Source organism: Arthrobacter sp. B3I4 (assembly GCF_030816855.1).
Taxonomy (GTDB): Bacteria; Actinomycetota; Actinomycetes; order Actinomycetales; family Micrococcaceae; genus Arthrobacter.
Genome location: NZ_JAUSYK010000001.1, coordinates 2,890,761 through 2,913,630, shown reverse-complemented (window position 1 = coordinate 2,913,630; position 22,870 = coordinate 2,890,761). Strand labels below are relative to the sequence as shown.

17 protein-coding genes are annotated in these 22,870 nt (G+C 67.9%); 11 read left to right on the top strand and 6 right to left on the bottom strand.

Annotated elements, in window-relative coordinates; translation table 11 throughout:
- Nucleotide 1 precedes the first annotated feature (1 nt).
- Nucleotides 2-1,387 carry a dihydrolipoyl dehydrogenase gene (lpdA, locus tag QFZ61_RS13815; protein ID WP_307036955.1) on the bottom strand — a complete coding sequence of 462 codons (1,386 nt, stop codon included), beginning with the start codon at nt 1,385-1,387 and terminating at the stop codon, nt 2-4.
- 295 nt (nt 1,388-1,682) lie between these two features.
- Complete coding sequence (locus QFZ61_RS13810; RefSeq protein ID WP_307036952.1) at nt 1,683-3,209, bottom strand: leucyl aminopeptidase; 1,527 nt, start codon at nt 3,207-3,209, stop codon at nt 1,683-1,685.
- Between the two features lie 314 nt (nt 3,210-3,523).
- On the opposite strand from QFZ61_RS13810, the gene QFZ61_RS13805 reads away from it, so the two are divergent.
- The 5 genes from QFZ61_RS13805 to QFZ61_RS13785 all read left to right on the top strand — a co-directional run bounded on the left by QFZ61_RS13805 (nt 3,524) and on the right by QFZ61_RS13785 (nt 9,504).
- Nucleotides 3,524-4,462 (top strand): proteasome assembly chaperone family protein, encoded by a 939-nt coding sequence (locus tag QFZ61_RS13805; RefSeq protein WP_307036951.1) that lies wholly within the window; start codon nt 3,524-3,526, stop codon nt 4,460-4,462.
- A gap of 34 nt (nt 4,463-4,496) precedes the next feature.
- Nucleotides 4,497-5,828 (top strand): nitrate/nitrite transporter, encoded by a 1,332-nt coding sequence (locus QFZ61_RS13800; RefSeq protein WP_307036950.1) that lies wholly within the window; start codon nt 4,497-4,499, stop codon nt 5,826-5,828.
- A gap of 64 nt (nt 5,829-5,892) precedes the next feature.
- A complete protein-coding gene (locus tag QFZ61_RS13795; protein ID WP_307036949.1) occupies nt 5,893-7,386 on the top strand; it encodes a DUF4192 family protein in 1,494 nt (497 codons plus the stop codon).
- A 276-nt stretch (nt 7,387-7,662) separates the two neighbouring features.
- Entirely contained in the window at nt 7,663-8,994 is a 1,332-nt protein-coding gene (locus tag QFZ61_RS13790; RefSeq protein WP_307036947.1) for an RNA polymerase sigma factor, read from the top strand.
- Nucleotides 8,995-9,165: 171 nt separating this feature from the next.
- Entirely contained in the window at nt 9,166-9,504 is a 339-nt protein-coding gene (locus QFZ61_RS13785; RefSeq protein ID WP_307036945.1) for an IS3 family transposase, read from the top strand.
- A gap of 639 nt (nt 9,505-10,143) precedes the next feature.
- Here QFZ61_RS13785 and QFZ61_RS13780 read toward each other — a convergent pair.
- Nucleotides 10,144-10,365 (bottom strand): hypothetical protein, encoded by a 222-nt coding sequence (locus tag QFZ61_RS13780; RefSeq protein WP_307036943.1) that lies wholly within the window; start codon nt 10,363-10,365, stop codon nt 10,144-10,146.
- A gap of 231 nt (nt 10,366-10,596) precedes the next feature.
- Here QFZ61_RS13780 and QFZ61_RS13775 point away from each other — a divergent pair, with 231 nt between their 5' ends.
- Nucleotides 10,597-12,705 (top strand): type IIA DNA topoisomerase subunit B, encoded by a 2,109-nt coding sequence (locus tag QFZ61_RS13775; protein ID WP_307036941.1) that lies wholly within the window; start codon nt 10,597-10,599, stop codon nt 12,703-12,705.
- Nucleotides 12,706-12,795: 90 nt separating this feature from the next.
- On the opposite strand, the gene QFZ61_RS13770 is transcribed toward QFZ61_RS13775, so the two are convergent.
- Nucleotides 12,796-13,785 carry a M56 family metallopeptidase gene (locus tag QFZ61_RS13770; protein ID WP_307036938.1) on the bottom strand — a complete coding sequence of 330 codons (990 nt, stop codon included), beginning with the start codon at nt 13,783-13,785 and terminating at the stop codon, nt 12,796-12,798.
- A 6-nt stretch (nt 13,786-13,791) separates the two neighbouring features.
- Nucleotides 13,792-14,178, bottom strand: coding sequence for a BlaI/MecI/CopY family transcriptional regulator (locus tag QFZ61_RS13765; protein ID WP_307036936.1), 387 nt, complete (start codon nt 14,176-14,178; stop codon nt 13,792-13,794).
- Between the two features lie 287 nt (nt 14,179-14,465).
- Between QFZ61_RS13765 and QFZ61_RS13760 the strand changes: the two genes are divergently transcribed.
- From QFZ61_RS13760 to QFZ61_RS13745, 4 genes are read left to right on the top strand one after another with little or no spacing between them, the layout of a single operon-like run.
- The gene (locus QFZ61_RS13760) at nt 14,466-16,064 is read left to right on the top strand and encodes a cytochrome ubiquinol oxidase subunit I (protein ID WP_307036935.1); all 1,599 of its coding nucleotides are present in this window, start codon (nt 14,466-14,468) and stop codon (nt 16,062-16,064) included.
- Between the two features lie 33 nt (nt 16,065-16,097).
- Entirely contained in the window at nt 16,098-17,147 is a 1,050-nt protein-coding gene (cydB, locus tag QFZ61_RS13755) for a cytochrome d ubiquinol oxidase subunit II (RefSeq protein ID WP_307036933.1), read from the top strand.
- A gap of 6 nt (nt 17,148-17,153) precedes the next feature.
- Complete coding sequence (cydD, locus tag QFZ61_RS13750; RefSeq protein WP_307036931.1) at nt 17,154-20,783, top strand: thiol reductant ABC exporter subunit CydD; 3,630 nt, start codon at nt 17,154-17,156, stop codon at nt 20,781-20,783.
- Between the two features lie 21 nt (nt 20,784-20,804).
- A complete protein-coding gene (locus QFZ61_RS13745) occupies nt 20,805-21,800 on the top strand; it encodes a GNAT family N-acetyltransferase (RefSeq protein WP_307036929.1) in 996 nt (331 codons plus the stop codon).
- 65 nt (nt 21,801-21,865) lie between these two features.
- Here the strand turns inward: QFZ61_RS13745 and QFZ61_RS13740 are convergent, their stop codons facing one another.
- Nucleotides 21,866-22,384: a DinB family protein gene (locus QFZ61_RS13740; RefSeq protein WP_307036925.1), complete on the bottom strand. Its 519-nt coding sequence runs from the start codon at nt 22,382-22,384 to the stop codon at nt 21,866-21,868.
- A 64-nt stretch (nt 22,385-22,448) separates the two neighbouring features.
- On the opposite strand from QFZ61_RS13740, the gene QFZ61_RS13735 reads away from it, so the two are divergent.
- Entirely contained in the window at nt 22,449-22,832 is a 384-nt protein-coding gene (locus QFZ61_RS13735; RefSeq protein ID WP_307038211.1) for a VOC family protein, read from the top strand.
- Nucleotides 22,833-22,870: the final 38 nt, after the last annotated feature.

The following is a 22,870-nucleotide window of genomic DNA, read 5'->3' as shown; positions in this document are numbered from 1 at the left end:
GTCAGCCGTGCAGGGGCTTGCCGGCGAGGGCGAGGTGGGCTTCGCCCAGGGCCTCGTTCTGCGTCGGGTGCGCGTGGACCAGCTGGGCCACGTCCTCCGGGTAGGCTTCCCAGTTCACGATCAGCTGCGCTTCGCCGATCTGTTCGCCCATGCGGGCGCCGATCATGTGGACGCCGACGACGGGGCCGTCCTTCTGGCGGACCAGCTTCACCAGGCCGGACGTGCCCAGGATGGAGCTCTTGCCGTTGCCGGCAAGGTTGTATTCCTGGGTTTCGATCTGGTCGTCCCCGAACTTGGCCTTGGCGGCCTTCTCCGTGTAGCCCACGGTTGCGATCTCGGGATCGGAGTAGGTGACCTTGGGGATGTTGACGTCTTCCACCACGACCGGCTTGAGGCCGGCGATCTCCTCGGCCACAAAGATGCCCTGCTGGTAGCCGCGGTGCGCGAGCTGGACGCCCGGGACGATGTCGCCCACGGCGTAGATGGTCCCCACGCCGGTGTGCAGGCGCTCGTTGGTGATAACGAAGCCGCGGTCGATCGTCACGCCTGCTTCCTCATAGCCGAGGTTGGCGGTGACCGGGCCGCGGCCAACTGCGACGAGCATGAGGTCCGCTTCGAAGGTCTGTCCGTCGACGAGGGTGACCTTGACGCCGTCGTCGTTCTGCTCGACGCCCTGGAAGAAAACGCCGGTGGAGAACTTGATGCCGCGCTTCTTGAAAGCACGCTCGAAGTTCTTGACGATGGCGGCATCCTCATTCGGGACCAGTGACGGCAGGCCCTCGACGATAGTGACGTCGACGCCGAAGGACTTCCACACGGACGCGAATTCGACGCCGATGACGCCGCCGCCGAGGATGATGGCGCTCTTGGGAATGAAGTCCATCGTGAGGGCTTCGTCCGAGGTGATGACCTTGCCGCCGATTTCCAGGCCCGGCAGGGTGCGGGAGTACGAACCTGTGGCCAGGACGATGTTCTTGCCCTTGTACGCGGTCCCGTTCACGACGACGGTGTCGGTGCCCTTGAGCTTGCCCTCACCTTCGATGACGGTGATGGCCTTCTTGGACTTGATCAGACCCTGCAGGCCCTTGTACTTGCCGGCGATGATGCCGTCCTTGTACGCATTGACGGTGGTGATGTCGATGCTGTCCAGGGTTACATTGACGCCGTACTTGGCGGAGTCCCGGGCGTGGTCGGCCAGTTCGGCGGAGTGCAGCAGGGCCTTGGTGGGGATGCAGCCGTTGTGCAGGCAGGTGCCGCCGAGCTTTCCCTTTTCAATGAGGCCGACGGTAAGGCCGAGCTGGACGGCGCGGAGCGCAGTTGCGTAGCCGCCGCTGCCGCCGCCGAGTACCAGGATGTCGAATTCTTGCGCAGTTGCCTGATCGGCCACTAAAACGCTCCCTCGCGTGAACGATGACACGAGAGTACGCATCATCTGGTCTTGGAACCTGTCTGCCGTGATTATGCCAGCAGGACGGCTCCCTTTCGTGTGGAATTGCTTCCGTGAAGCTTTTGCTTTGAAACTACGGTTCACCTTAGCGAACCACTAATACATGCTCCACCTTGCCATGGCGTTTGTGGAGCGCTTGTGTCCAGTCTCACGCGGCCCTGTGCCGGGGCTATCAGCCCCGGCACAGGGCCGCACCTATTTAGGCAGGCGGCCGGACCGGTGGCGCCGCCGGGGCTCAGGCAGTCCGGGCGAGGATGTCCTCGACGTAGGCCACCAGGGTGCGCACCGTGCAGCCAGTGCCCTGCTTGTGGTTGTAGCCGTACGGGCTGCCGTTGTTGAAGGACGGGCCGGCGATATCGATGTGGGCCCACGGGATCTGCTCGCCGTCCTTGCCCTTGCCCACAAACTCGCGCAGGAAGACCGCGGCGGTCATCATGCCGCCGTGGCGTTCGCCGATGTTGGCGATGTCCGCCACCTGTGAGTCCAGGCTCGGTCGCAGTTCCTCGGGCAGCGGCATCGGCCAAACGAGCTCACCCGCGCGGTCCGCCGCGGCCTTAAGCGCGCCGGTGACGGAGTCGGAGCCCATCACGCCGGCGGTGCGGTCGCCGAGGGCGATCAGCTGGGCGCCGGTGAGGGTGGCGACGTCGATGATGGCGTCCGGGTATTCCTGGCTGGCGGCGACGATGCCGTCGGCCATGACCAGACGGCCCTCGGCGTCGGTGTTCAGGACCTCGACGGTCTTGCCACCGAAGATCGTCAGGACATCGGCGGGACGCTGCGCGGCACCGGAGGGCATGTTCTCCGCGATGCACAGCCATGCGGTCGCCTTGACCGGCAGGCCGAGTTCGGCGACGGCAAGGACGGTGTTAAGCACGACGGCGGCGCCGGCCATGTCCGACTTCATGTCGCCCATGCCCAGGTGCGGCTTAAGTGAAATTCCGCCGGTGTCGAAGGTGATGCCCTTGCCGACCAGTGCCACCTTGGCGGTCGCCTTCGCCGGGGCGTACTCGACCTTCACCAGGCGCGGCTGCCGGGCGGAGCCTTTGCCGACGCCGAGGATGCCGCCGAAGCCGTCCTTTTCCAGGCGCTTCTCGTCCCAGACCGTCACCTTGACCGGCAGTCCCTTCGCCAGGTCGCGAGCAGCCTCGGCGAACGTTTCCGGGTACAGGTGGCTCGGCGGCGTGTTGACCAAAGAGCGGGTGGCGTTCACGGCCTTGCCGATCAGGGCCGCGCGCTCCAGCGCCGACTGCAGTTCCTTGTCCGCAGCGACGTCGGTGAGGATCCGGACGTTCTTGACCGGATCCTTGAGACCATCGCTGGAAGAGCGGTACTCGTTGAAGGAGTAGGCACCCATCGCGGCACCTTCGGCGACGGCGGCTACGGCAGCAAGGTCCGGCGTCGGCAGGGCGAGGGTGACGGTGGTGACGCCGGCCAGCTGGCGGACGGCCGAGCCGGCAGCGCGGCGCAGTGCTTCCTCGGAGAGGGGAGTCCCGGGGGCCACCTTGCCAACGCCGGCGAGGACGAGGACGGATGCCCCTGCTTCCGGCAGCCCCGGGAGGCGGTGCGTCTGGTCGGCGGCACCGGTGAGGCCAAGAACGGCCAGGGACTCCGCCAGCGCCTCCGCCGCCTTCGCGGTCAGGGGGTTATCCAGCAGGACGGGACCATCGGCGCCCTGCCCCACTCCCACGACGAGGGCGTCGGACGGGTACTTCTTCAAGTCACCGGCGACAGCACTCAGTTTGACTTCGGTATTCTTAACCACGAGGTCAGTCCTCAATTCTCTGGAATTCTTCGGCAGGAACTGCATGTTCGGCGCCCTGCCACGGGTACCTGCGCACCGTCGGCAGTAGTACGCACCGGGTGTCTGCACGGCCAGCTATCAGGCCAGTTCTGATCGTAGTCTCTCCTCGGCGCCGGAACTGAAATTAATGAGAGCTGGCCCACAGTTAAGCCCGGAATTACCCCGGGAGGCGGTGCGTTGTAGTGGATAACGACAGGCCTGCAGGCCCGCGCGCAGTCCGTCCGCCGGTCGGACGCTGCGGCCCCGCTCCGTCGGTCACCACGAAAGGAAATGCCGTGATGGAACGGATTTCCGGCTCGCTGCTGGATCCCGAAACGCTTTACGTCCGTAACGACGCGCTGTTCCGCAGCCCCGAGCTGCGCGGGCTGAACCTGGTCATGGGCTTCACCGGATTCGCCGATGCCGGCCACGTGGTCAAACAGATCACCGCGGAACTGCTCGACACCCTCGACGCCGACCTGGTCGTCGAATTCGACGCAGACCAGCTGATGGACTACCGCTCCCGGCGGCCGCAGGTGAGCTTCGTCGAGGACCACCTGCAGGACTACCAGGCCCCGCGGCTCTCGCTGTACCGGCTGCTGGACGGGCTCGGGAAGCCGTTCCTGCTGCTGGCGGGCTTCGAACCGGACCTGCAATGGGAGCGGTTCGCGCGGGCCGTGGTCGGTCTCGTGGAAGAGCTCGACGTCAATCTGGCCGCCTGGATTCATTCCATTCCGATGCCGGTACCGCACACCCGCCCGGTCGGAGTCACCGTCCACGGCAACCGGCCGGAACTGATCGAAGGAATCTCCGTCTGGAAGCCCACCGTCGAGGTGCCGGCCGCCGTCGGCCACGTCCTGGAACTCCGCCTCGCCGAGGCCGGCCGCAACATCACCGGGTACGTCATCCACGTGCCGCATTATCTGGCCGAAGCCGAATACCCGACCGCCGCCGTCGCGGGCCTCGAATACCTGGGCGCGGCGACCTCCCTGATGCTGCCCACGGACCGCCTCCGCGAGGCCGGCCGGGAAGTGAGCCGGCAGATCGCCGAGCAGATCGCGGCGTCCGAGGAAGTCCAGCAGGTCGTGGCCCGGCTTGAGACAAGGTACGACGAAAAGGCCGAGGGGACCGTGCGTCGGTCCCTGCTGGCGGATGAGAACGACCAGCTGCCCAATGCCGATACCCTGGGGGCCGCAGTGGAGGCCTACCTCGCCCGTAACGAACCCGGCGAATAAATACTCTTTATGATCGCGCAGGCATAATGGGGGAGTGACCTCCCCCCGCGCCTGGCTGATCTGGATCGTCGGGGTCTTTGCGTATCTGGTAGCCGTCAGCCAGCGCACGTCCTTCGGCGTGGTCGGGCTGGAAGCCACAGCCCGCTTCCATGCCAGCGCCGCCGAAATCTCCTTCTTCACCGTGCTCCAACTGCTGGTCTACGCGGCCCTGCAAATCCCGGTCGGGGTGCTGGTGGACCGCTTCGGCTCCCGCGCCATGATTGCCGGCGGCGCCCTGCTGATGGGCCTCGGGCAGCTCCAGCTGGCCTTCGCTGACAGTATCCCCGGTGGCGTCCTGGGCCGGGTGCTTGTGGGCGCCGGTGACGCCATGACGTTCATTTCCGTGATCCGCCTAATCCCGCTGTGGTTCGCGCCCGGCCGCGTGCCGCTGCTGACCCAACTGACGGGCATGTCCGGCCAACTCGGCCAGCTGTTCAGCGTGGTGCCGTTCGCCATGATCCTGCACGCTGCCGGCTGGACCCCCGCCTTCCTGACCCTGGCCGGCATGTCGGGGCTCGCCGTCGTCCTGGTTGTGGTGCTGCTGCAGGACCTCCCGCCAAGCCACGCCGCGCCGAAACCAGCCCAGGGGCTGCGCGCCACGGGCGCCTCGCTGTCCCGCGCCTGGCGGCAGCCCGGCACCCGGCTGGGGCTTTGGAGCCACTTCACGGTGCAGTTCAGCGGCACCGTCTTCGCCATGACCTGGGGCTATCCGTTCCTGATCTCCGCCCAGGGGCTCGACGCCGGAACAGTGTCCGCCCTAATGGCCCTCTACGTGGCTGCAGCGATCGCCGCAGGCCCCTTGATGGGCAGCTTCGTGGCCCGGCACCCGCTGCGCCGCTCGACCATGGTGCTGCTGATTTCGGGTGCGACGGCGGCAGCCTGGGCCGCGGTGCTGCTGCAGCCGGCACGGTCGCCGCTGTGGCTGCTTGCCGCCCTGGTGGTGGTTCTGGCCATCGGCGGGCCCGGCTCGATGATCGGCTTCGACTTCGCCCGGACATTCAACCCGGCGCACCGGATCGGGACCGCCACCGGGATCGTCAACGTGGGCGGCTTCATCGCAGCGCTGTTGTCCATCTTCCTGATCGGGCTGGTGCTGGACGCACTGCATCTGGCCGGCGCCTCGCCGGAGGGGCTGTACAGCCTCGGGGCCTTCCGGGTTGCGTTGAGCGTGCAATTTCTGGTCCTCGCGGTGGGCGCCGCGGCCATGCTGATGGCCAGGCGGAAGGTGCGCCGGCAAATGGCCGCGCAGGGTGTGGTGGTGCCGCCGCTGCTGCAGGCGCTGGCCCGTCAGCGCATGGACATCAGCGAACGCCGCCGCAACCGCTGAGGGTTATCCACATAACGACTCTTCGGGGCTGACCGCGGCTGCCGGGCCGGGCGACGCTGATCGTATGACAACTCCCGATCATCTGAGAATCACCGGTCCTGAAGACATCCTTGGATTCATTCCGCATTCGCTCGGCTACTGGCCCGCCAACAGCCTGGTGGCCATGACGGTGCAGGGCAACCGGCTGGGCGCCACGCTGCGCGTTGACCTTCCCGCCCCGTCCCGCTGCCGGGGCCAGGCACTGGCCGCCTTCGCGCGGACCGTCCGCGGCTACCTCAAAGCAGACGACGCCGCGGACGGCAGCCTGCTCGCCATCTTCGGCAAGCCGCCCCGGGGCGGTGGCCGCGGACACGGGCCGGAGGGCGGTCCGGCATCCGCTCACCCAGCCGTTCGCGTGCCGGACCCGCCCGCGGTGGACAGACTGCTGGCCAAACTCGAGCTCACCCTCGACGAAGCCGGGCTGCCGGTGCGGGACGCATGGATAGTTGGTGAACGGTACTGGCGCAACGCCCACTGCGTGGACCCCTCCTGCTGCCCGCTGCCCGGCCGTCCGGTCGAAGAAATCACCAACAGCCGGCTTAACGCCGAGCTCGTCTACCGCGGCAGCAGCGTCGGTGCGGCCCCCGGAACTCCTGCACCCCGCGGGCTAAAGGATCAGTGCCGGCCCGCGGCCCTCGAGGCTGAAGCACGGTGGGCGCGGGAGTTCGCCGGCCGGTGGCGCGTCCGGGCACAATTCGACGACGTGCTGGACGTGTGGGAGCGTGTGCTCCACGCCGCTGCGCCGGGTTCTGATGCGCCACGCGCAGGTGCCGGTGCCACGGAGCCTGACCCACCGGGGCCGGATGCACCGGGCTTTCCTTCGCCGGGTGCCGGTGCGCTGGCTGACGGTCTAAGCGGATACCTGCGGGCCACGCTGTGCGTGGCCGCCTGGCGCGACGGGGTCCTCGTGATGGCCGCCGCGGGACGCCGGGCCGCACTTGCAGGCGCCGAGGAGTTCGGGATGTTCGACGGCGGGGGGCACGCCGCCCCGTTGCCCGAGCTTGACGGTTTGCCCCTTGTTCCCGCACCGGCTCCGGTTCCAGCGGCCCCGACGGTGCCGGTGCCCGCCGAGCGGTCGGGCCGGCTGGCTGCAGCAGACAGCGAAGCGGACGCCCGCACCGCAGCAAATACTGCAGCTGACTCCGCAGTAGACACCGGAACAGCCGACGGTGCTGCAGCTGACACCGCAGCGGCTCCCGGTTACGGCGATGTCCTCCTGGGACTGGAGCCGCCGGCGCCGGACTGGGCCCTGCTGGCCGGCCTCGATCGGATCCTGCTGCGGCTCAACGACTGCGGAGGCGGCGAAGCGAGGGCAGCCGGCCTGACGGCCCGAGGCTGGATCGAATGGTGCCGCGGCCGCGGGTCGTATGCCGACGCGCTGTTCACCGCGGCCGCCGAAGAACAACCCGGCTACCGGCTTGCGGAACTGCTGGGCGAACTGGTCCGGCGCGGTACGCTCTGCGGCTGGGCGGGCCGCAGGGACTCGGCATGGCAAAAGTTCGATCCGGACGCGGCCTGAGCCCCGGCTGCCGGGGCGGACTTATAGCGTCCCGGTCCCGGCAGGGAGGGCCCGGCCGGGAAAATCGTGAGACAATGGTTGGCGAGACCCGGTTGGGTCCGTGTATCGAGTGCGTGTAGGGAACCTTGGAAACAGGGAACATTACGGTCGCCCCGGCAGTTCTACTTAGTGGCTCTGCTGGTCGTGATTGCGCCTGATGGAAAACACGGACTTGACAGGGTCATAGTGGTGTTGCCCGTATGGTGATTCCACAGACCGCCGCTAGAAAGGTTTTCTGTGACCCCGTCTTCCGCGAAGAAGGAACCCGCCGACCAGGCCGTACTGTCCCCCGAGGACAAGAAGGCTGCGGCCAACGCCAAGCGTGCCGCCACGCGTGCGGCCAACAAGGCTGTAAAAGATGCCGCTGCTGCCGCCGGCGAGGATGCCGGTTCGGCGGTTGCCAAGCCCGAGCCCAAGAAGCGCGGGCCCAAGCCCGGCGCCAAAGCCGCGGCCGAAGCCGCCAGCAAGTCCCAGGACGCCGACTCCGAGGCCGAAGCTGATGAAGACCTCGACGAGGTGGCGCCCGACGCCGCCGACCTCGGCGAGGATGGCGAAGAAGGAGCCGGCAAGGCTGCTGCCGCCACCACCGGCTCCGGTTTTGTCTACTCGGACGCCGACGACGACGACGCCCCTGTCCAGCAGGTCATGTCCGCCGGCGCCACTGCCGACCCGGTCAAGGATTACCTGAAGCAGATCGGCAAGGTCGCCCTGCTGAATGCCGAGCAGGAAGTTGACCTCGCCCTGCGGATCGAGGCCGGACTGTTCGCCGAGGAGAAGATCGCGGCGGATGACGGCTCCATGGACCCCAAGCTCAAGCGCGAGCTTGAGTTCGTCATCCACGACGGCAAGCGTGCCAAGAACCACCTGCTGGAGGCCAACCTCCGCCTCGTGGTGTCACTGGCCAAGCGCTACACCGGCCGCGGCATGCTCTTCCTGGACCTCATCCAGGAAGGCAACCTGGGCCTGATCCGTGCGGTCGAGAAGTTCGACTACACCAAGGGCTTCAAGTTCTCCACCTACGCCACCTGGTGGATCCGGCAGGCCATCACCCGTGCCATGGCCGACCAGGCCCGCACCATCCGCATCCCGGTGCACATGGTCGAAGTCATCAACAAACTGGCCCGCGTCCAGCGCCAGATGCTCCAGGACCTTGGCCGCGAACCCACGCCGGAGGAGCTGGCTCTTGAGCTGGACATGACTCCGGAAAAGGTCGTCGAGGTCCAGAAGTACGGCCGCGAACCGATCTCGCTGCACACGCCGCTGGGCGAGGACGGCGACTCCGAGTTCGGCGACCTGATCGAGGACTCCGAGGCAGTCGTTCCGGCTGACGCGGTGAGCTTCACGCTGCTGCAAGAACAGCTGCACTCAGTACTGGACACGCTCTCCGAGCGCGAGGCCGGCGTCGTCGCCATGCGCTTCGGCCTCACCGACGGGCAGCCGAAGACTTTAGACGAAATCGGAAAGGTCTACGGCGTTACGCGTGAGCGGATCCGGCAGATCGAATCGAAGACCATGTCCAAGCTGCGCCACCCGTCCCGTTCCCAGGTGCTGCGCGACTACCTGGACTAAATCCGCCGCAAGCAGCGCGGGGCCGCTTGCCGCCCATCATCTTCGGATCAATGGGCGGAAGTGACCCCGCGTTGCTGTGTTTGAACTGTTGCTGTTATTGGGCCCCTGCTTCTGAACTGCTCCCCGAAAGTTGGACTGAGAAAACAGTTCTGACTTTCGGGGAGCAGTTTTATGCATACGTCGCCGAACCTGGAGCTGGCCAATGCCTCGCTGCGCGGTGCCTTGGCCACGCTGGAGAACGGGCAGACACCCCTCGTGCATTCCGACCAAGGGTTCCAGTATCAGCACAATTCTTGGCGCACACTCTTGGCAGACGCCGGCGCGGTCCAATCTATGTCCCGCAAAGCCAACTGCTACGACAACGCGGTCATGGAGAGCTTCTTTGGACACCTGAAGGAAGAGCTCTTCCACCGTGTCCGGTTCCTCAGCATCGAAGCGCTTGAAACTGCGCTGCGCGAGTACATGCGCTGGTACAACACCGAAGAATTTCCACCAGACTCAAGGGATTGAGCCCCGTAGAGTACCGCGTGCGAATGCTTGCGGCGTAAGTCCCAGTCAGTCAGCACAGCTGGACTATGGCCCTCCCAGAAGGCCACAGCCGAACGCGCCCTTACCTGTCTGCACGACGATAAACACCCGGGCTTCAGCAGAAGGCTCCTGAGCAAATATCTCGCCCCCTCCGGCTGTCCTGCCCCGTGAGGATAGGGCGGACACATCGTGTTGAGTGGGTTGCGGGTGGGGACCGCAATTATATTCGCGGTCGGCAAACTGCACCTTGGAAGGAACCTCCTTGGGCGACCAGACCCAGTCCGATGTCTGTTGATGGACGTTCCATACCCGTATGCCGGCAAAAATTCCTGCCAGCACCACGACGGAAACCATCAATGACAAAGCGATTCGCATCCCCCGGCTCATAAGACCAAACGATCCACGAACCCGGCATGAAGGTCAATGAACGGGCTGAACCAGGTGCAAATCTCGCACCCCCTGGCATGGGAGGTGGTTCAACACGCAGAAGTCCCCGTCCCATGTGGGACGGGGACTTCTGGGAAGAGCCGGTCATTGGCCCCTATCGAGAGATCTCGTATATTGAGAGTCCAACTTTCGGGAACCACTTCATTCGCGGAGGGGCCCTTCTTAAGTAGGGGTCTAGTCGACCGAAACCGGTTCCTTCTCGTGGAGACGGCCTGTCTCGTCGTGCCAGTCGGAACTCAGCGGGCGAAGGTTCGTTTCTACGGCGCGTGCGTGGTGTCCGCAGAAAAGCAGTTCACCGCCGGAAGCCCCGAGAACAACCCGGACGTACGCCTGAGCTCCGCAACGGTCGCACCGGTCAGCGGTGGTGAGTGTACGGTCCGCAACTGCTGTTGTCATGGTGGGCCTCCTTGGTAGATCGATACATCTATATAACCAGCATTCGCCGCAGTTCCATGGCAAGGATGGGACACTTTCGCTGTCCGCGTATCACGGCCCCGTAACGGCCGCTCCGGGTCCCGCACCCAATTGCCGGTGCGGGGGAGTGGCTACCCGGAGAGCGGCCGTAGGCGGACTAGGCTGGGAAGAGCGCGATTTGTGGCGTTTCACCCCTGAAGGAGTTTCCAACCCGTGGCACCAAGTTCTGATTACACCGCCCGGCATCTTTCCGTGCTGGAGGGCCTGGAGGCCGTCCGCAAGCGGCCGGGCATGTACATCGGCTCGACCGACTCCCGCGGGCTAATGCACTGCCTGTGGGAGATCATCGATAACTCGGTTGACGAGGCGCTGGCTGGCTTCGGCCACGACATCAAGGTCATCCTGCACGCGGACAACTCCGTGGAAATTCACGACGACGGCCGCGGCATCCCGATCGACGTCGAACCCAAGACCGGGCTCACCGGCGTCGAAGTGGTCTTTACCAAGCTGCACGCCGGCGGCAAGTTCGGCGGCGGTTCCTACACCGCATCCGGCGGCCTTCACGGCGTGGGCGCGTCAGTCGTCAACGCCCTGTCCTCGCGGCTCGACGTCGAGGTGGACCGCGGCAGCAAGACCTACAAGATGTCCTTCCGCCGGGGCGAACCGGGCCGGTTCAAAGACCCCGGCACCAGGCCGGACCCCTCAGCAGTGTTTGAACCCTTCGTCGACGGCTCCGTTCTCGACGTCGTGGGCAAGGCCAAGCGCGGTGTCACCGGCACCCGGATCCGCTATTGGGCCGACCGTCAGATCTTCACCCCGGACGCTAAATTCTCCTACGACGAACTCGCCTCGCGTGCCCGCCAGACGTCCTTCCTGGTCCCGGGCCTGAAGCTCACGGTGCGCGACGAGCGCAAGGTAGCCGGCACTCCGGGCGAATTCGGTCCGCACGAGGAGGTCTTCCACCACGACGGCGGCATCTCCGAGTTCGTCGAATTCCTTGCCGCGGATCCGGCGGTCACTGACGTCTGGCGCCTGCACGGTGCCGGCAAGTTCAAGGAGACCGTTCCGGTCCTGGACGAGCGGGGCCACAGCCAGCTGGCCGAAGTGGAGCGCGACTGCGAGGTGGATGTGGCCCTGCGCTGGGGCATCGGGTACGACAGCACGGTGCGCAGCTTCGTCAACATCATCTCCACGCCCAAGGGCGGAACGCACCAGTCCGGTTTCGAGCAGGCCCTCGTCAAGACCTTCCGCAAGGCCGTGGAAGCCAACGCCCGCAAGCTGAAGGCCGGAAACGACAAGATCGAAAAGGACGACATCTTCGCCGGCCTGACGGCGGTGCTGACGGTCCGTCTCGCCGAGCCCCAGTTCGAAGGCCAGACCAAGGAGATCCTGGGTACTTCCGCCGTACGCGCCATCGTGGCCAAGGTGGTCGAGCAGGAAATCAACGCCAAGCTCACGTCCTCCAACCGGAACGACAAGGCGCAGTCGGCGCTGCTGCTGGAAAAAGTCGTCAGCGAGATGAAGTCCCGCATCTCGGCCCGCGTCCACAAAGAGACCCAGCGCCGCAAAAACGCCCTCGAGACCTCTTCGATGCCCACGAAGCTGGCGGACTGCCGTACCGACGACGTCGCCCGCTCCGAACTGTTCATCGTGGAAGGCGACTCGGCCCTCGGCACCGCCAAGCTGGCGCGCTCCTCCGACTTCCAGGCATTGCTGCCCATCCGCGGGAAGATCCTGAACGTGCAGAAGGCCTCGGTGGGCGACATGCTCTCCAACGCCGAGTGCGCCGCGCTGATTCAGGTGGTCGGAGCCGGCTCCGGCCGCAGCTTCGACATCGACGCAGCCCGGTACGGCAAGGTGATCCTGATGACCGACGCCGACGTCGACGGCGCCCACATCCGGACCCTGCTGTTGACGCTGTTCTTCCGCTATATGCGGCCCATGATCGATGAGGGCCGCGTCTTCGCCGCCGTCCCGCCGCTGCACCGGGTGGAAGTGATCAACGCCGGCCAGAAGGCCAACGAGATGATTTACACCTACTCGGAGGCCGAACTGCATCAGCTGCTGGCGCGCCTGGAGAAAGAGGGCAAACGGTATAAGGAGCCGATCCAGCGCTACAAGGGGCTGGGCGAAATGGACGCGGAGCAGCTCGCAGAAACCACGATGGACCCGCGGCACCGTACCCTCCGGAAAGTCGGAATCGACAACGCCAAGCAGGCCGAGGAGACCTTCGACCTGCTGATGGGCTCCGACGTCGCGCCGCGTAAGGACTTCATCATTGCCGGCGCCGCGAGCCTGGACCGGGAGCGGATCGACGCCTGAGCCGCCGGTTTTGCGGTAGCCTCCGCCGCCCGTTTTGCGGCAGCCACCGCCGCCGGTTGTGCGGTAGCGTCCGCCGCCGGCGCGGCCGGCTCAGCCGAGCAGGCCGGGGACGATCAAGAGTGCCGTCGGCACTGCCAGCAGCAGCAGGCAAGCAGCCAGCACGGCGTAGCGCAACGCCTCCGGCAGCGGCGGTCGCGGGGACAGCAGACGGCTGACCCGCGAGGCCGTCGTCACCAGCGCTCCGGCACCGCCGGTGGCTCCGGGCTGGTTGGCGTCCGGCTCCGCGGTGCCGAAAGCCATCCGGGCCGCCGGTGCGCCGGGGGCACCTGGGGAGCCGTTGGCCACAATCGCGATCGCCTTGATCAGCGTGGCCTTGCTTTCGGTCTTGAGCGCCACGTCGTCGGCCAGCATCTCGATCAGCGAGTTGACTGCTTCCTGCGCCAGGCGGGTGGTCGGCAGCCACGGCAGGGCCTGCCGCCACGCTGCGAACGCCCAGAGCAGCAGGTGGTGGCGCTGGCTCAGGTGTGCGTTCTCGTGACTGAGCACCGCCCGCAGTTCGTCCGGCTCCAGGGCCGCCATCAGCCCGTCCGAAAGGACCGTCACCGACCGGGCGCCGCCGGGCAGGCAGTAGGCCACCGGGGAGTCATGGCTGATCACCATGGTCCTGGGGCCGTCGGGCGAGGGGGAGGCAAGCAGGGCCAGCAACTCCCGGTGCCGCCGGCGCTGGCGCTGGATCCGGTAGTACGTGAGCAGCAGGGTAAAGACCAGGTGGGCACTCAGCAGTGCCGCCGCCGAGAGCGCGAAGATGTGCCAGAAGCCCAGCGCCGTGGTGGGTTCGTTCCGCAACACCATGCCGGCCAGCGACCGGAGGCCGGCCAGCAGGTTGTCGCCGATCGGCTCGAGGCCGTAGACCAGCATGGCGCCGATCATCGACAGCCCGCCGGCGAGGGCGATCGCCTGCCAGAGCAGCATCGCGGTGGACGGGGAGCGGGCCGGCCACTGGGCGCGGGAAAGCAGGATAGGCACCGGCCAGGCCAGTACGATCGCCAGGACCGCCAGAAGATATGAGGTCCAGAACATCCGGTGTTAGCTGTGCTCCAGCAGCTTGCGCAGCGTTTCCGCTTCGGTGGCGGAGACCGATCCGATGAACCTCGCTAGGACGGCCTCGCGGTCTGGGGCGGAGCCCAGCACTTCGTGCATCAGTTCGGCGGTGTGGTCGGCGCGGCTGGAGACGGCCTGGTAGCGGTGCGGTCGGGTGCCGCGTTCGCGCTCCACGAGGCCCTTGCGTTCGAGCCGGGAAAGCACTGTCAGCACGGTGGTGACCGCAAGGTCCTTGCCGTCGTGGCCCTCCGTGCCGCCGGGTACCCGCGTGCTCTGCGCCAGCAGGTCCCGCAGCGTGTTGGCCGTGGCGGCCTCCTGGCCTGCCCAGAGCAGGTCCATCACTGCCCGTTCCAGTTCGCCGAGACTCGCCATTCCGTACGTCCTTCTTGAGAACCCCCGGGCATTGCGTGTGCCCCCGGGAGAGGTGGATACTTCAGCTCTAAATTTACCGCGTTTTGCGGCTACTTTCTACATGCGGTAGAACGGGCCGCCCGCGGCGTGTCGCCTGGGCCGGCGCGCGCCGTCGTAATGGCCGGCGCAGCGGCGGGCACGACGGGGCTGCGGAGGTGCGCCAGGCCAAGCCAATGTTCTACACTCTGTAGAAGTAGAAGTTCTACGCAACGTAGAAAACTCTTGGGAACCTAGCCAAAGGGACTGCCTTGGACGCCTTGGAAATTGCACGCTGGCAATTCGGCATCACCACCGTCTACCACTTCATGATGGTGCCGCTGACAATCGGCCTTGGACTGGTGGTCGCGGTGATCCAGACGCTCTGGTACCGCACCGGCAGGCCTGAATACCTCCGGATGACGAAGTTCTGGGGCAAGCTCTTCCTGATCAACTTCATCATGGGCGTGGCCACCGGCATCGTGCAGGAATTCCAGTTCGGCATGGCCTGGAGCGAGTACAGCCGCTTCGTCGGGGATGTCTTCGGCGCACCGCTGGCCATGGAGGCGCTGCTGGCGTTCTTCGTGGAGTCCACCTTCCTGGGCCTGTGGATCTTCGGCTGGAAACAACTCAAGCGCGGCATCCACCTGGCCTGCCTCTGGATCGCGGTAATCGGTTCGGTCTTCTCCGCCTACTTCATCATTGTGGCCAACAGCTGGATGCAGCACCCTGTGGGCGTCGAGATGATCGACGGACGGCCGGTGATGACCGACGCCTGGGCGGTCTTTACCAACAACACCGCCCTCGTCGCTGTGCCGCACACCCTGTTCGGCGCCCTCGCCGTCGCCGGTGCCTTCCTCCTCGGCATCGCCTGGTACCACCTGTGGCGCCGGCGCCACGACGGGATCGACACCATCGACGCCGACGGCAAGGTGGTTCCCGGCGACTCCGACATCCCCGGCCGCGACCGCGCGGACCACAGCGTCTGGATCCGCTCGCTGCGGATCGGCGCCGTCGTCGCGATGATCTCCTTCGCCGGGACCGCCGTCACCGGAGACCTCCAGGGCAAGCTGATGTTCGTCCAGCAGCCGATGAAGATGGCCGCCGCCGAAGCCGCCTGCCACGACGGCACCGGCTTCTCCATCCTCAGTGTCGGCAACGTCGGCTCCAAGAACTGCGACGACGTCGTCGCCGTCATCGAAGTCCCCGGTATCCTCTCCTTCCTGGCCAAGGGGGACTTCACGACCGAAGTGAAAGGCGTCAACAGCCTGCTGGAGCAGTACAAGGCCGACTACGGGACACACCTGCCGGACAACCCCATCTACGGCGACCGCGCCGGCAAGGAAATCCAGTACGTCCCGGTCATGGAAGTCACCTACTGGGGCTTCCGGATGATGATCGGCTTCGGCGGGGTCGCGGCCCTGGCCGCCGCAGTGGCCCTCTGGCTCACCCGCAAGGGCACCGTCCCGGCCTCCCGCGGGCTGATGCGCCTCGCCGTCGTCGGCATCCTGGCACCGTTCGGTGCCAACGCCGCCGGCTGGATCTTCACCGAAATGGGCCGGCAGCCCTTCGTCGTGGCCCCCAACCCGGACCCCAGCGGCATCGATCAGGTCTTCATGTTCACCGCCGCGGCTGTCTCCCCGGGCGTCTCAGCCGGCGAACTGCTGACCTCCCTGGTCGTGCTCACCGCCGTCTACGCCGTGCTGCTGGTAGTGGAGGTGAAGCTGCTGGTGAAGTACGTCCGCGGCGGCGTGGTCTCTGCGATGCCCGAACTCGTGCACGCCGCGGCGGACGAGAACGAGGACCAGACCCCGCCGGGCGGAAGCACCGGCAAGTCCGCAGCCGACGACGTCCTGGCCTTCGCCTACTAACGGCACCCGAACTAGCGACAGAGGATACTCAGCATGGAACTGCTTCCCACTATCTGGTTTATTGCCATCGCCGTGCTCTGGACGGGCTACCTCTTCCTCGAGGGCTTCGACCTTGGCGTCGGCATGCTCATGAAGGGCTTCGCCCGGAACAACACCGAACGCCGGGTGCTGCTGAACACGATCGGCCCAGTCTGGGACGGCAACGAGGTGTGGCTGCTCACCGCCGGCGGCGCCACGTTCGCTGCCTTCCCGCTCTGGTACGCCTCGCTGTTCTCCGCGCTCTACCTGCCGCTGCTGCTGGTCCTGGTGGCCTTGATCTTCCGGGCCGTGGCGTTCGAGTACCGCGGCAAGGTCGACACCCCGCAGTGGCGCGCCCGCTGGGACTGGGCCATCGTGCTGGGCTCCCTGGTGGCCGCGTTCGGCGTCGGCGCCGCCCTGGCGCTGACCACCACCGGGTTGCCGCTCAACGCCAACGGCGACCGCGAGGGCGGCCCCTTCGCCTGGTTCAGCGCCTACGCCGTGCTGGGCGGCCTCGCCGTCGTCGGCTTCTCCCTGCTGCACGCGCTGGCGTTCCTGGCGTTGAAGACCGACGGCGAAGTCCGGCACCGGGCACGGCAGTGGTTCGTGCGCCTGCTGCCGGTGCTGCTCCTGCCCATCGCCGGCTGGGCGGTCGTGCTGCAGCTGCACAGCGGCAAGGCCTGGACCATAGCGGCGGTGCTCGCTGCCGTCGTGGCGGCCGTCCTGGCCTGGAACTTCGCCCGCGGCGGAGCGGAAGGACGGGCGTTTTTGTCGCTGGGTGTCTTCCTGCTGCTGGGCAGCGCGTCGATCTTCGGTGCCGCCTTCCCGGTGGTCCTGCCCTCGACCCTTAACCCGGACTTCAGCCTGACGGTCGCCAACGCCTCCTCCTCGGACTACACCCTGGGCCTGATGACCGTGGTGGCTTGCATCGGACTGCCGCTGGTGCTGGCGTACCAGGCGTGGACCTACTGGGTCTTCCGGCGCCGGGTGAGCGACGCGCACATTCCCGAAGCGCACAGCTTCCTGCCCGCCATTGCTGCCAGGGCACTGGCGCCGAAAGACTAGGACCTGATGAAACCGCAGTTCCCCGCCGGGCAATTCCCCACCGGTACGGCGACCCGCTCCGCGCTCTACCTGCTGGGGCTGCTGGCCGCCCTGAAAGCGCTGTCCCTGGTCCTCATGGCGCAGGCGGTCGCGGCCGTGCTCGCCGGCCTGATGGCGCACAACCCGGCCTGGGCGGATCAGCTCGGTTGGGGGCTGGCCGGGGTGGTGCTGCGCTCGCTCACCGTGTGGGCGCAGGCGGTGGCCTCCCGCCGCGCCGCGCTCGGCGTGAAGGAAGAGCTGCGCTCGGAGCTGCTCGACGCCGCCCTGCGCACCGGCAACCGCACCGCAGGGCCGGCCGACGGCGGACTCGCCGTGCTGGCTACCCGCGGTCTGGACGCCCTGGACAACTACTACACCCAGTTCCTGCCGGCCCTGGTGAACTGCGCCGCCGTTCCGCTGCTGCTCGGGGCGCGGATCCTGTTCGCGGACTGGATCAGCGCCGTGGTGATCGTCCTGACCGTCCCGCTCGTGCCGGTCTTCATGGTCCTGATTGGCCGCTACACCGAGGACCGGGTCCGGGACGCCCAGGCTGCGCTGTCCCGGCTCTCCGGCCACATGCTGGAGCTCGCCAAGGGCCTGCCCGTGCTGGTCGGGTTGGGCCGTGCCACTGCCCAGCGCAAAGCCCTGGAAGACATCTCCGAGGAGTACCGGGCCAAGACCATGGGAACGCTGCGCACCGCGTTCCTCTCGGCCCTGGCGCTGGAACTTATCGCCACGATCTCGGTGGCGGTGGTGGCCGTCTTCATTGGCGTCCGGCTGGTTAACGGCGACATGGCACTGGAAGCGGGACTGCTGGCGCTGATCCTTGCCCCGGACTGCTACCTGCCGCTGCGCGAGCTCGGGACCGCGCACCACGCCAGTGATGAAGGCCGTGCCGCGCTCGCCGACAGCACCGAGGTTCTCAACGCCGAGCAGGCAGTCCCGCTGGTTCCGGTGGCAGGCGTCCGCGCGGGCGGGCGGGCCGGTTCCGGGCCGGCTGCTTCTGCTGCTTCCGCTTCGACTGGTTCCGGGCCTGCTGCCGGGCCGCCCGCAGTGACCGTGCGCGGGCTCACCGTCCGCTATGCCGGACGCGCGGACGCCGCCGTCGGGCCGCTGAGCTTCACCGCCGCGCCCGGCAGCATCACCGCGCTGGACGGCCACAGTGGTGCCGGCAAGAGCACTGTGCTGGGCGTGCTCGCCGGCACTATCGGCGCCGGCGCCGGCACCGACATCAGCGGAACGCTGGAAGGGTTCACGACGGCGGACCTGGCCTGGGTGCCGCAACACCCGGTGATGGTCGAACCCACCGTGCTGGCAGAAGTCCTGCTGTACCTTGGCGCCAACCCGGCCCGGTCCGGGGACGCCGCAGCCCGCGACGCCGCTGCCCGCGACGACGTTGCCCGCGACGACGTTGCCACGGCCCGGCGCTGCCTGGCTGCCTGCGCCGCCGAACACCTCGCCGCCAAGCACCCCGCCGAGCTCAGTCCGGGGGAGCTGCGCCGGGTGGCGGTAGCGCGCGGGCTGGCCCGGGTCGCGGCCGGCGCCACCGTGCTGCTGCTCGACGAGCCCACCGCCCACCTGGACCGCGCCTCCGCCGACGCGGTCAGCCGCACCATTGTGGGCCTGCGCGGCAGGGTCACCGTGCTGCTGGTCGCGCACGACCGGCAAACCCGCGAGCTTGCGGACCAGCTGGTGAGCGTCGGCGAGCCCTCGGGCACTGTTCGATCCGGCTCCACCGCCGCCGCCCGCGGAACGGTCCCGCAGCAGCAGCTCTCAGCGCCCGCCGTTCCGGCCGGGACCGTTGCCACTGAGGCAGCCGCTGAGGCAGCCGGCGACGGCCAGCCGCCGGAGACCCCTGTCGGGGGGGACCACGCCGCTGCGGGGGACGCCGCTGCCGCGGGGGACCACGCCGCCGTCCCTGCCGTCCCCGCCGGGAGCGCCGCGGCCCACGTGTACCGCCTGCTCGCCCCGGTGTCCGGCAAGTTCGCCGCTGCCGGAGCGGTCGGGGTGCTGGCCGCGCTGTTCGCCGTCGCGCTGTCCGGGCTCTCCGGCTGGCTCATCATCCGCGCCAGCGAGCAGCCGCCCATCCTGTACCTGCTCACCGCGATCGTGGGGGTGCGCTTCTTCGGCGTCGGCCGCGCCGCCCTGCGCTACACCGAACGCCTGCTCCTGCACGACGCCGTCTTCACCGCCCTGACCCGGCTCCGCGGCCGGCTGTGGGAGTCCCTGAGCCGGCGGGCACTGTCGCTGCGGCGGCTTCTGCAAGGCGGCAATGTGCTCGGTGCTGTGGTGGACGACGTCGACACGGTCCGCGACCTGCTCCCGCGCGTTGTCCTGCCGCCGGTGACTGCCGTTGCCGTCGGTGTTGCCGCCGTCGCCGGGGTCGGGCTGTTGCTCCCGGTGGCCCTGCCGGCCGTCATCGCCGCCGCCCTCGTCAGCCTCGCCGTCGCGCCGGCGCTGGCGCTGTTCGCGGACCGGATGTCCGCCGGCGCCGAACAGCAATTGCGCTCCGGCGTGCTGCGCCGGGTCGCGGCTGCCTTGGACGCCCGTGCCGAACTGCACGCCAACGGCGTCGCTTCGCCGGTCCTGGCCGGCATCCGCCTCGCCGACCGCGCCGCGACGGCGGCATCACAGCGTTCGGCCCTGGCCGAGGGCCTCGGCCAGGGCCTCACCGTGCTGGCCTGCGGAACCGCTGCCCTGGCCAGCGCCGTCCTCGCCGGGCCACTGGCCCTCACCGGGGCGGCGGAACCGGCGACCGTCGCCGTCGTCGTGCTGCTGCAACTGGCCCTCGTCGAACCGTACGCGGCCATCACGACGGCGGTCCGGCAGTACCCGGCGCTGCGTTTGGTACTGCGCCGGATCGGCGCCTCGGGCGTGCTCGCGGGGCAGGAACCCCCGGAAGCCGCCGCCGGCCCGGCGCCGGTGGCCGCGCGGCCGGGCGGACTGCCCGGCCTCGAACTCCGCGGGCTGGCCGCTGCGTGGCCGGGCGGGCCAGCGGTCTTCACCGGACTGTCCGCCCGTGCGGAACCGGGCCGCTGGCTGGCCGTGACCGGCGCCTCCGGGTCAGGCAAATCGACGCTGCTGGCCGTGCTGCTGGGCTTCCTGCCGCCGGCGGACGGCCAGCTCTTCCTCACCGGCCGCGCCGCCTGGTGCCCCCAGGAAGCGCACCTGTTCGACTCCACCATCCGCGGAAACCTTCTGCTCGGACTGCCCGAAGGGAAGCCCCCGGCGGACGCGGCCGGCGCGGCCGCACGCGACCGCGAGCTGGCAGCCGCGCTGGCCGCCGTCGGACTCGACCCGCTGCTGGAGCGGCTGGAATGCGGCCTGGGCACCCCTATCGGACCGGGCGGTGCCTTCCTCAGCGGCGGGGAGCGGCAGCGCCTGGCGGTGGCGCGCACGCTGCTGACCGGCGCGGATGTGATCCTGCTGGATGAACCCACCGCCCACCTGGACGCCGAAGCCGGCCGGACCATGCTGGCCGAACTGCGACGCGGCTTGTCCGGGCGCACGGTGGTGCTGGTGACGCACAACCCGGACGACGTCGCCCCGGAGGATGCGCGGCTGGATCTCGACGCCGCCGCCGCCTTCCGGCGGGCGCCGGTGCTGGCGCGGGCGTAGGGGCCGCACTAGCCTGTTGCCATGAACGGACGCCCGGACTCGCTCGAGCCGTCGGACCACCTTGACCCCCGCTTGACCTGGCGGCCTGCCGGACCGGCCGAGCTGGACGGGTGGGCTGCCCTGATCGCCCGCACAGCCGCGGTGGAACGACCGGTCTGGTTTGAGCGCCGCGAGGACCTGGCCCAGCTGCTGGAGTCCCGGAACAACCCCGTCGCGGGGAACAGCATCCTCGGCTTCGATGGTGAAGGCATCCCGCGGGCCTACAGCAGGATCACGAAAAACCCGACCGGGGACAAAGCTATCGGCTTCGGCTGCGTGGATCCCGCCTGGCAGGGCAGCGGGATCGGGACCGGGCTGCTGGGCTGGCTGGAGGCACGCACCCGGCAGCGGTTTGCCGAAGACGGCCTGGCCGCGCCGAGGCTGCGCCTCTACATGGAAGAACAGCACACCCACCAAGCAGCACTCTTCCGGGGACGCGGCTACCGGATTGTCCGCTACTACAACGAGATGCACCGGCCGCTAAGCCACGCCTTCCCGGAGCCCGTGCTCGACGACGGGCTGGAACTCGTGTGCTTTGAGCCGGGCCTGCACGAGGCTGTGCGGCTGGCGCACAACGAGGCCTTCCGGAACCACTGGGGCAGCGAGCCCCGCGATGAGGAGGCATGGGGTTTTGTGGTCAACGATCCGCTGGCCCGGCCGGACCTGAGCGCGGTAGTCATCGAAAAGGCTGGCGGCCGGGTCGCCGGCTACCAGCTCGCCAGCCACGACGCCGAAAGCGCCGCGGACCGCGGTTTCAAAGAAGGCTACACGGACCTGCTCGGAGTGCGCCGGGAGTTCCGCGGCCGGGGGATAGCCCAGGCACTGCTCGCCGACGCCATGCGCCGCTTCGCCGCCGCCGGAATGGACAAGGCTTCGCTCGACGTCGACTCGGAGAACCCGACGGGAGCCCTGGCGCTCTACACCAAGCTGGGGTACGTGACGGTCAATCGCAGCATGGCCTGGGACAAGGAACTCTAGGCCCCCCGCGCTGCCGTTCGTGCGGGGAACGCCCGGGGCACCAGCACCTTTCGAGGCTGGGACCGTCAGCCGTCCACGTCGTGGAGGTGATGCACGACGTCGTGCAGGAAGTATTGTGCGAGGGTCAGCACGGTGAACTGCGAGCCATTGCTCCGCACCCCGGTACGCCCCCAGTCCTGCTCCGGGACGCGGCCAAAGGACTCGGCCGCCTGTTCGCCTTCGGCCGCCAGGGCGGCGCTGACCTCGGCAGGGTCGGCCCCGGCGTAGTCCTGCTCGATGGCGGTCCGGTCCTGGTCCCAGTCAGCAAACCGGGCGCCGTCCTCGCTGAGCATGAGGTTCAAGCGGTGGTCGAACAAGCTGAACACATCCCGGACGTGGCAGGCGTACTCCAGCGCCGACCAGGCGTCCTCGTCCGGCCGGATCACAGCGTCCGGGCGGCGCAGCACCGCGCGCCAGCGGGGGAGCAGGTTGGCCAGCTGGCCCGGCGTCGTCGCGGGGGTACTGGAGGAGGCGTCAAAACCGCACTCCGGGCACGGCCGCGACAGCACCCAGGTCCAGTCCTTTTGATCGGGAACGATAGGCATGTCAGCAGTCTAGGCCGAGGAGTAGGATGCATGGCGGGGGAAGGGCCTGGAAAGGGACATGACCATGCTCAAAGACCAGCCGGTCGGCGCTGTTTTGCCGGCCGCCGACATCGCCCGCGCCCGTGATTTCTACCGCGACAAGCTCGGACTGGAACCGGACAACATCGGTGACGAGGACAACGTGCGGTACACCTGCGGCTCCGGCAGCCAGTTCATGGTGTACCAGACACCCAACGCCGGATCTGCCAAGAACACCCAATTGGGCTGGATGGTCCCGGACGTGCGCGCCGCCGTCGAGGAACTCCGGGCAGCCGGCGTCGTGTTCGAGGAGTACGACTTCCCGGGCCTGAAGACCGAAAACGGCATCGCCACCCTGCCGGACGGAGGCTCGGCCGCCTGGTTCCTGGACAGCGAGGGCAACATCCTGAACATCAACTCGGGGATGTAACCCGGCGCCGGGCATGGTTGACCGATTGCCACAGATGG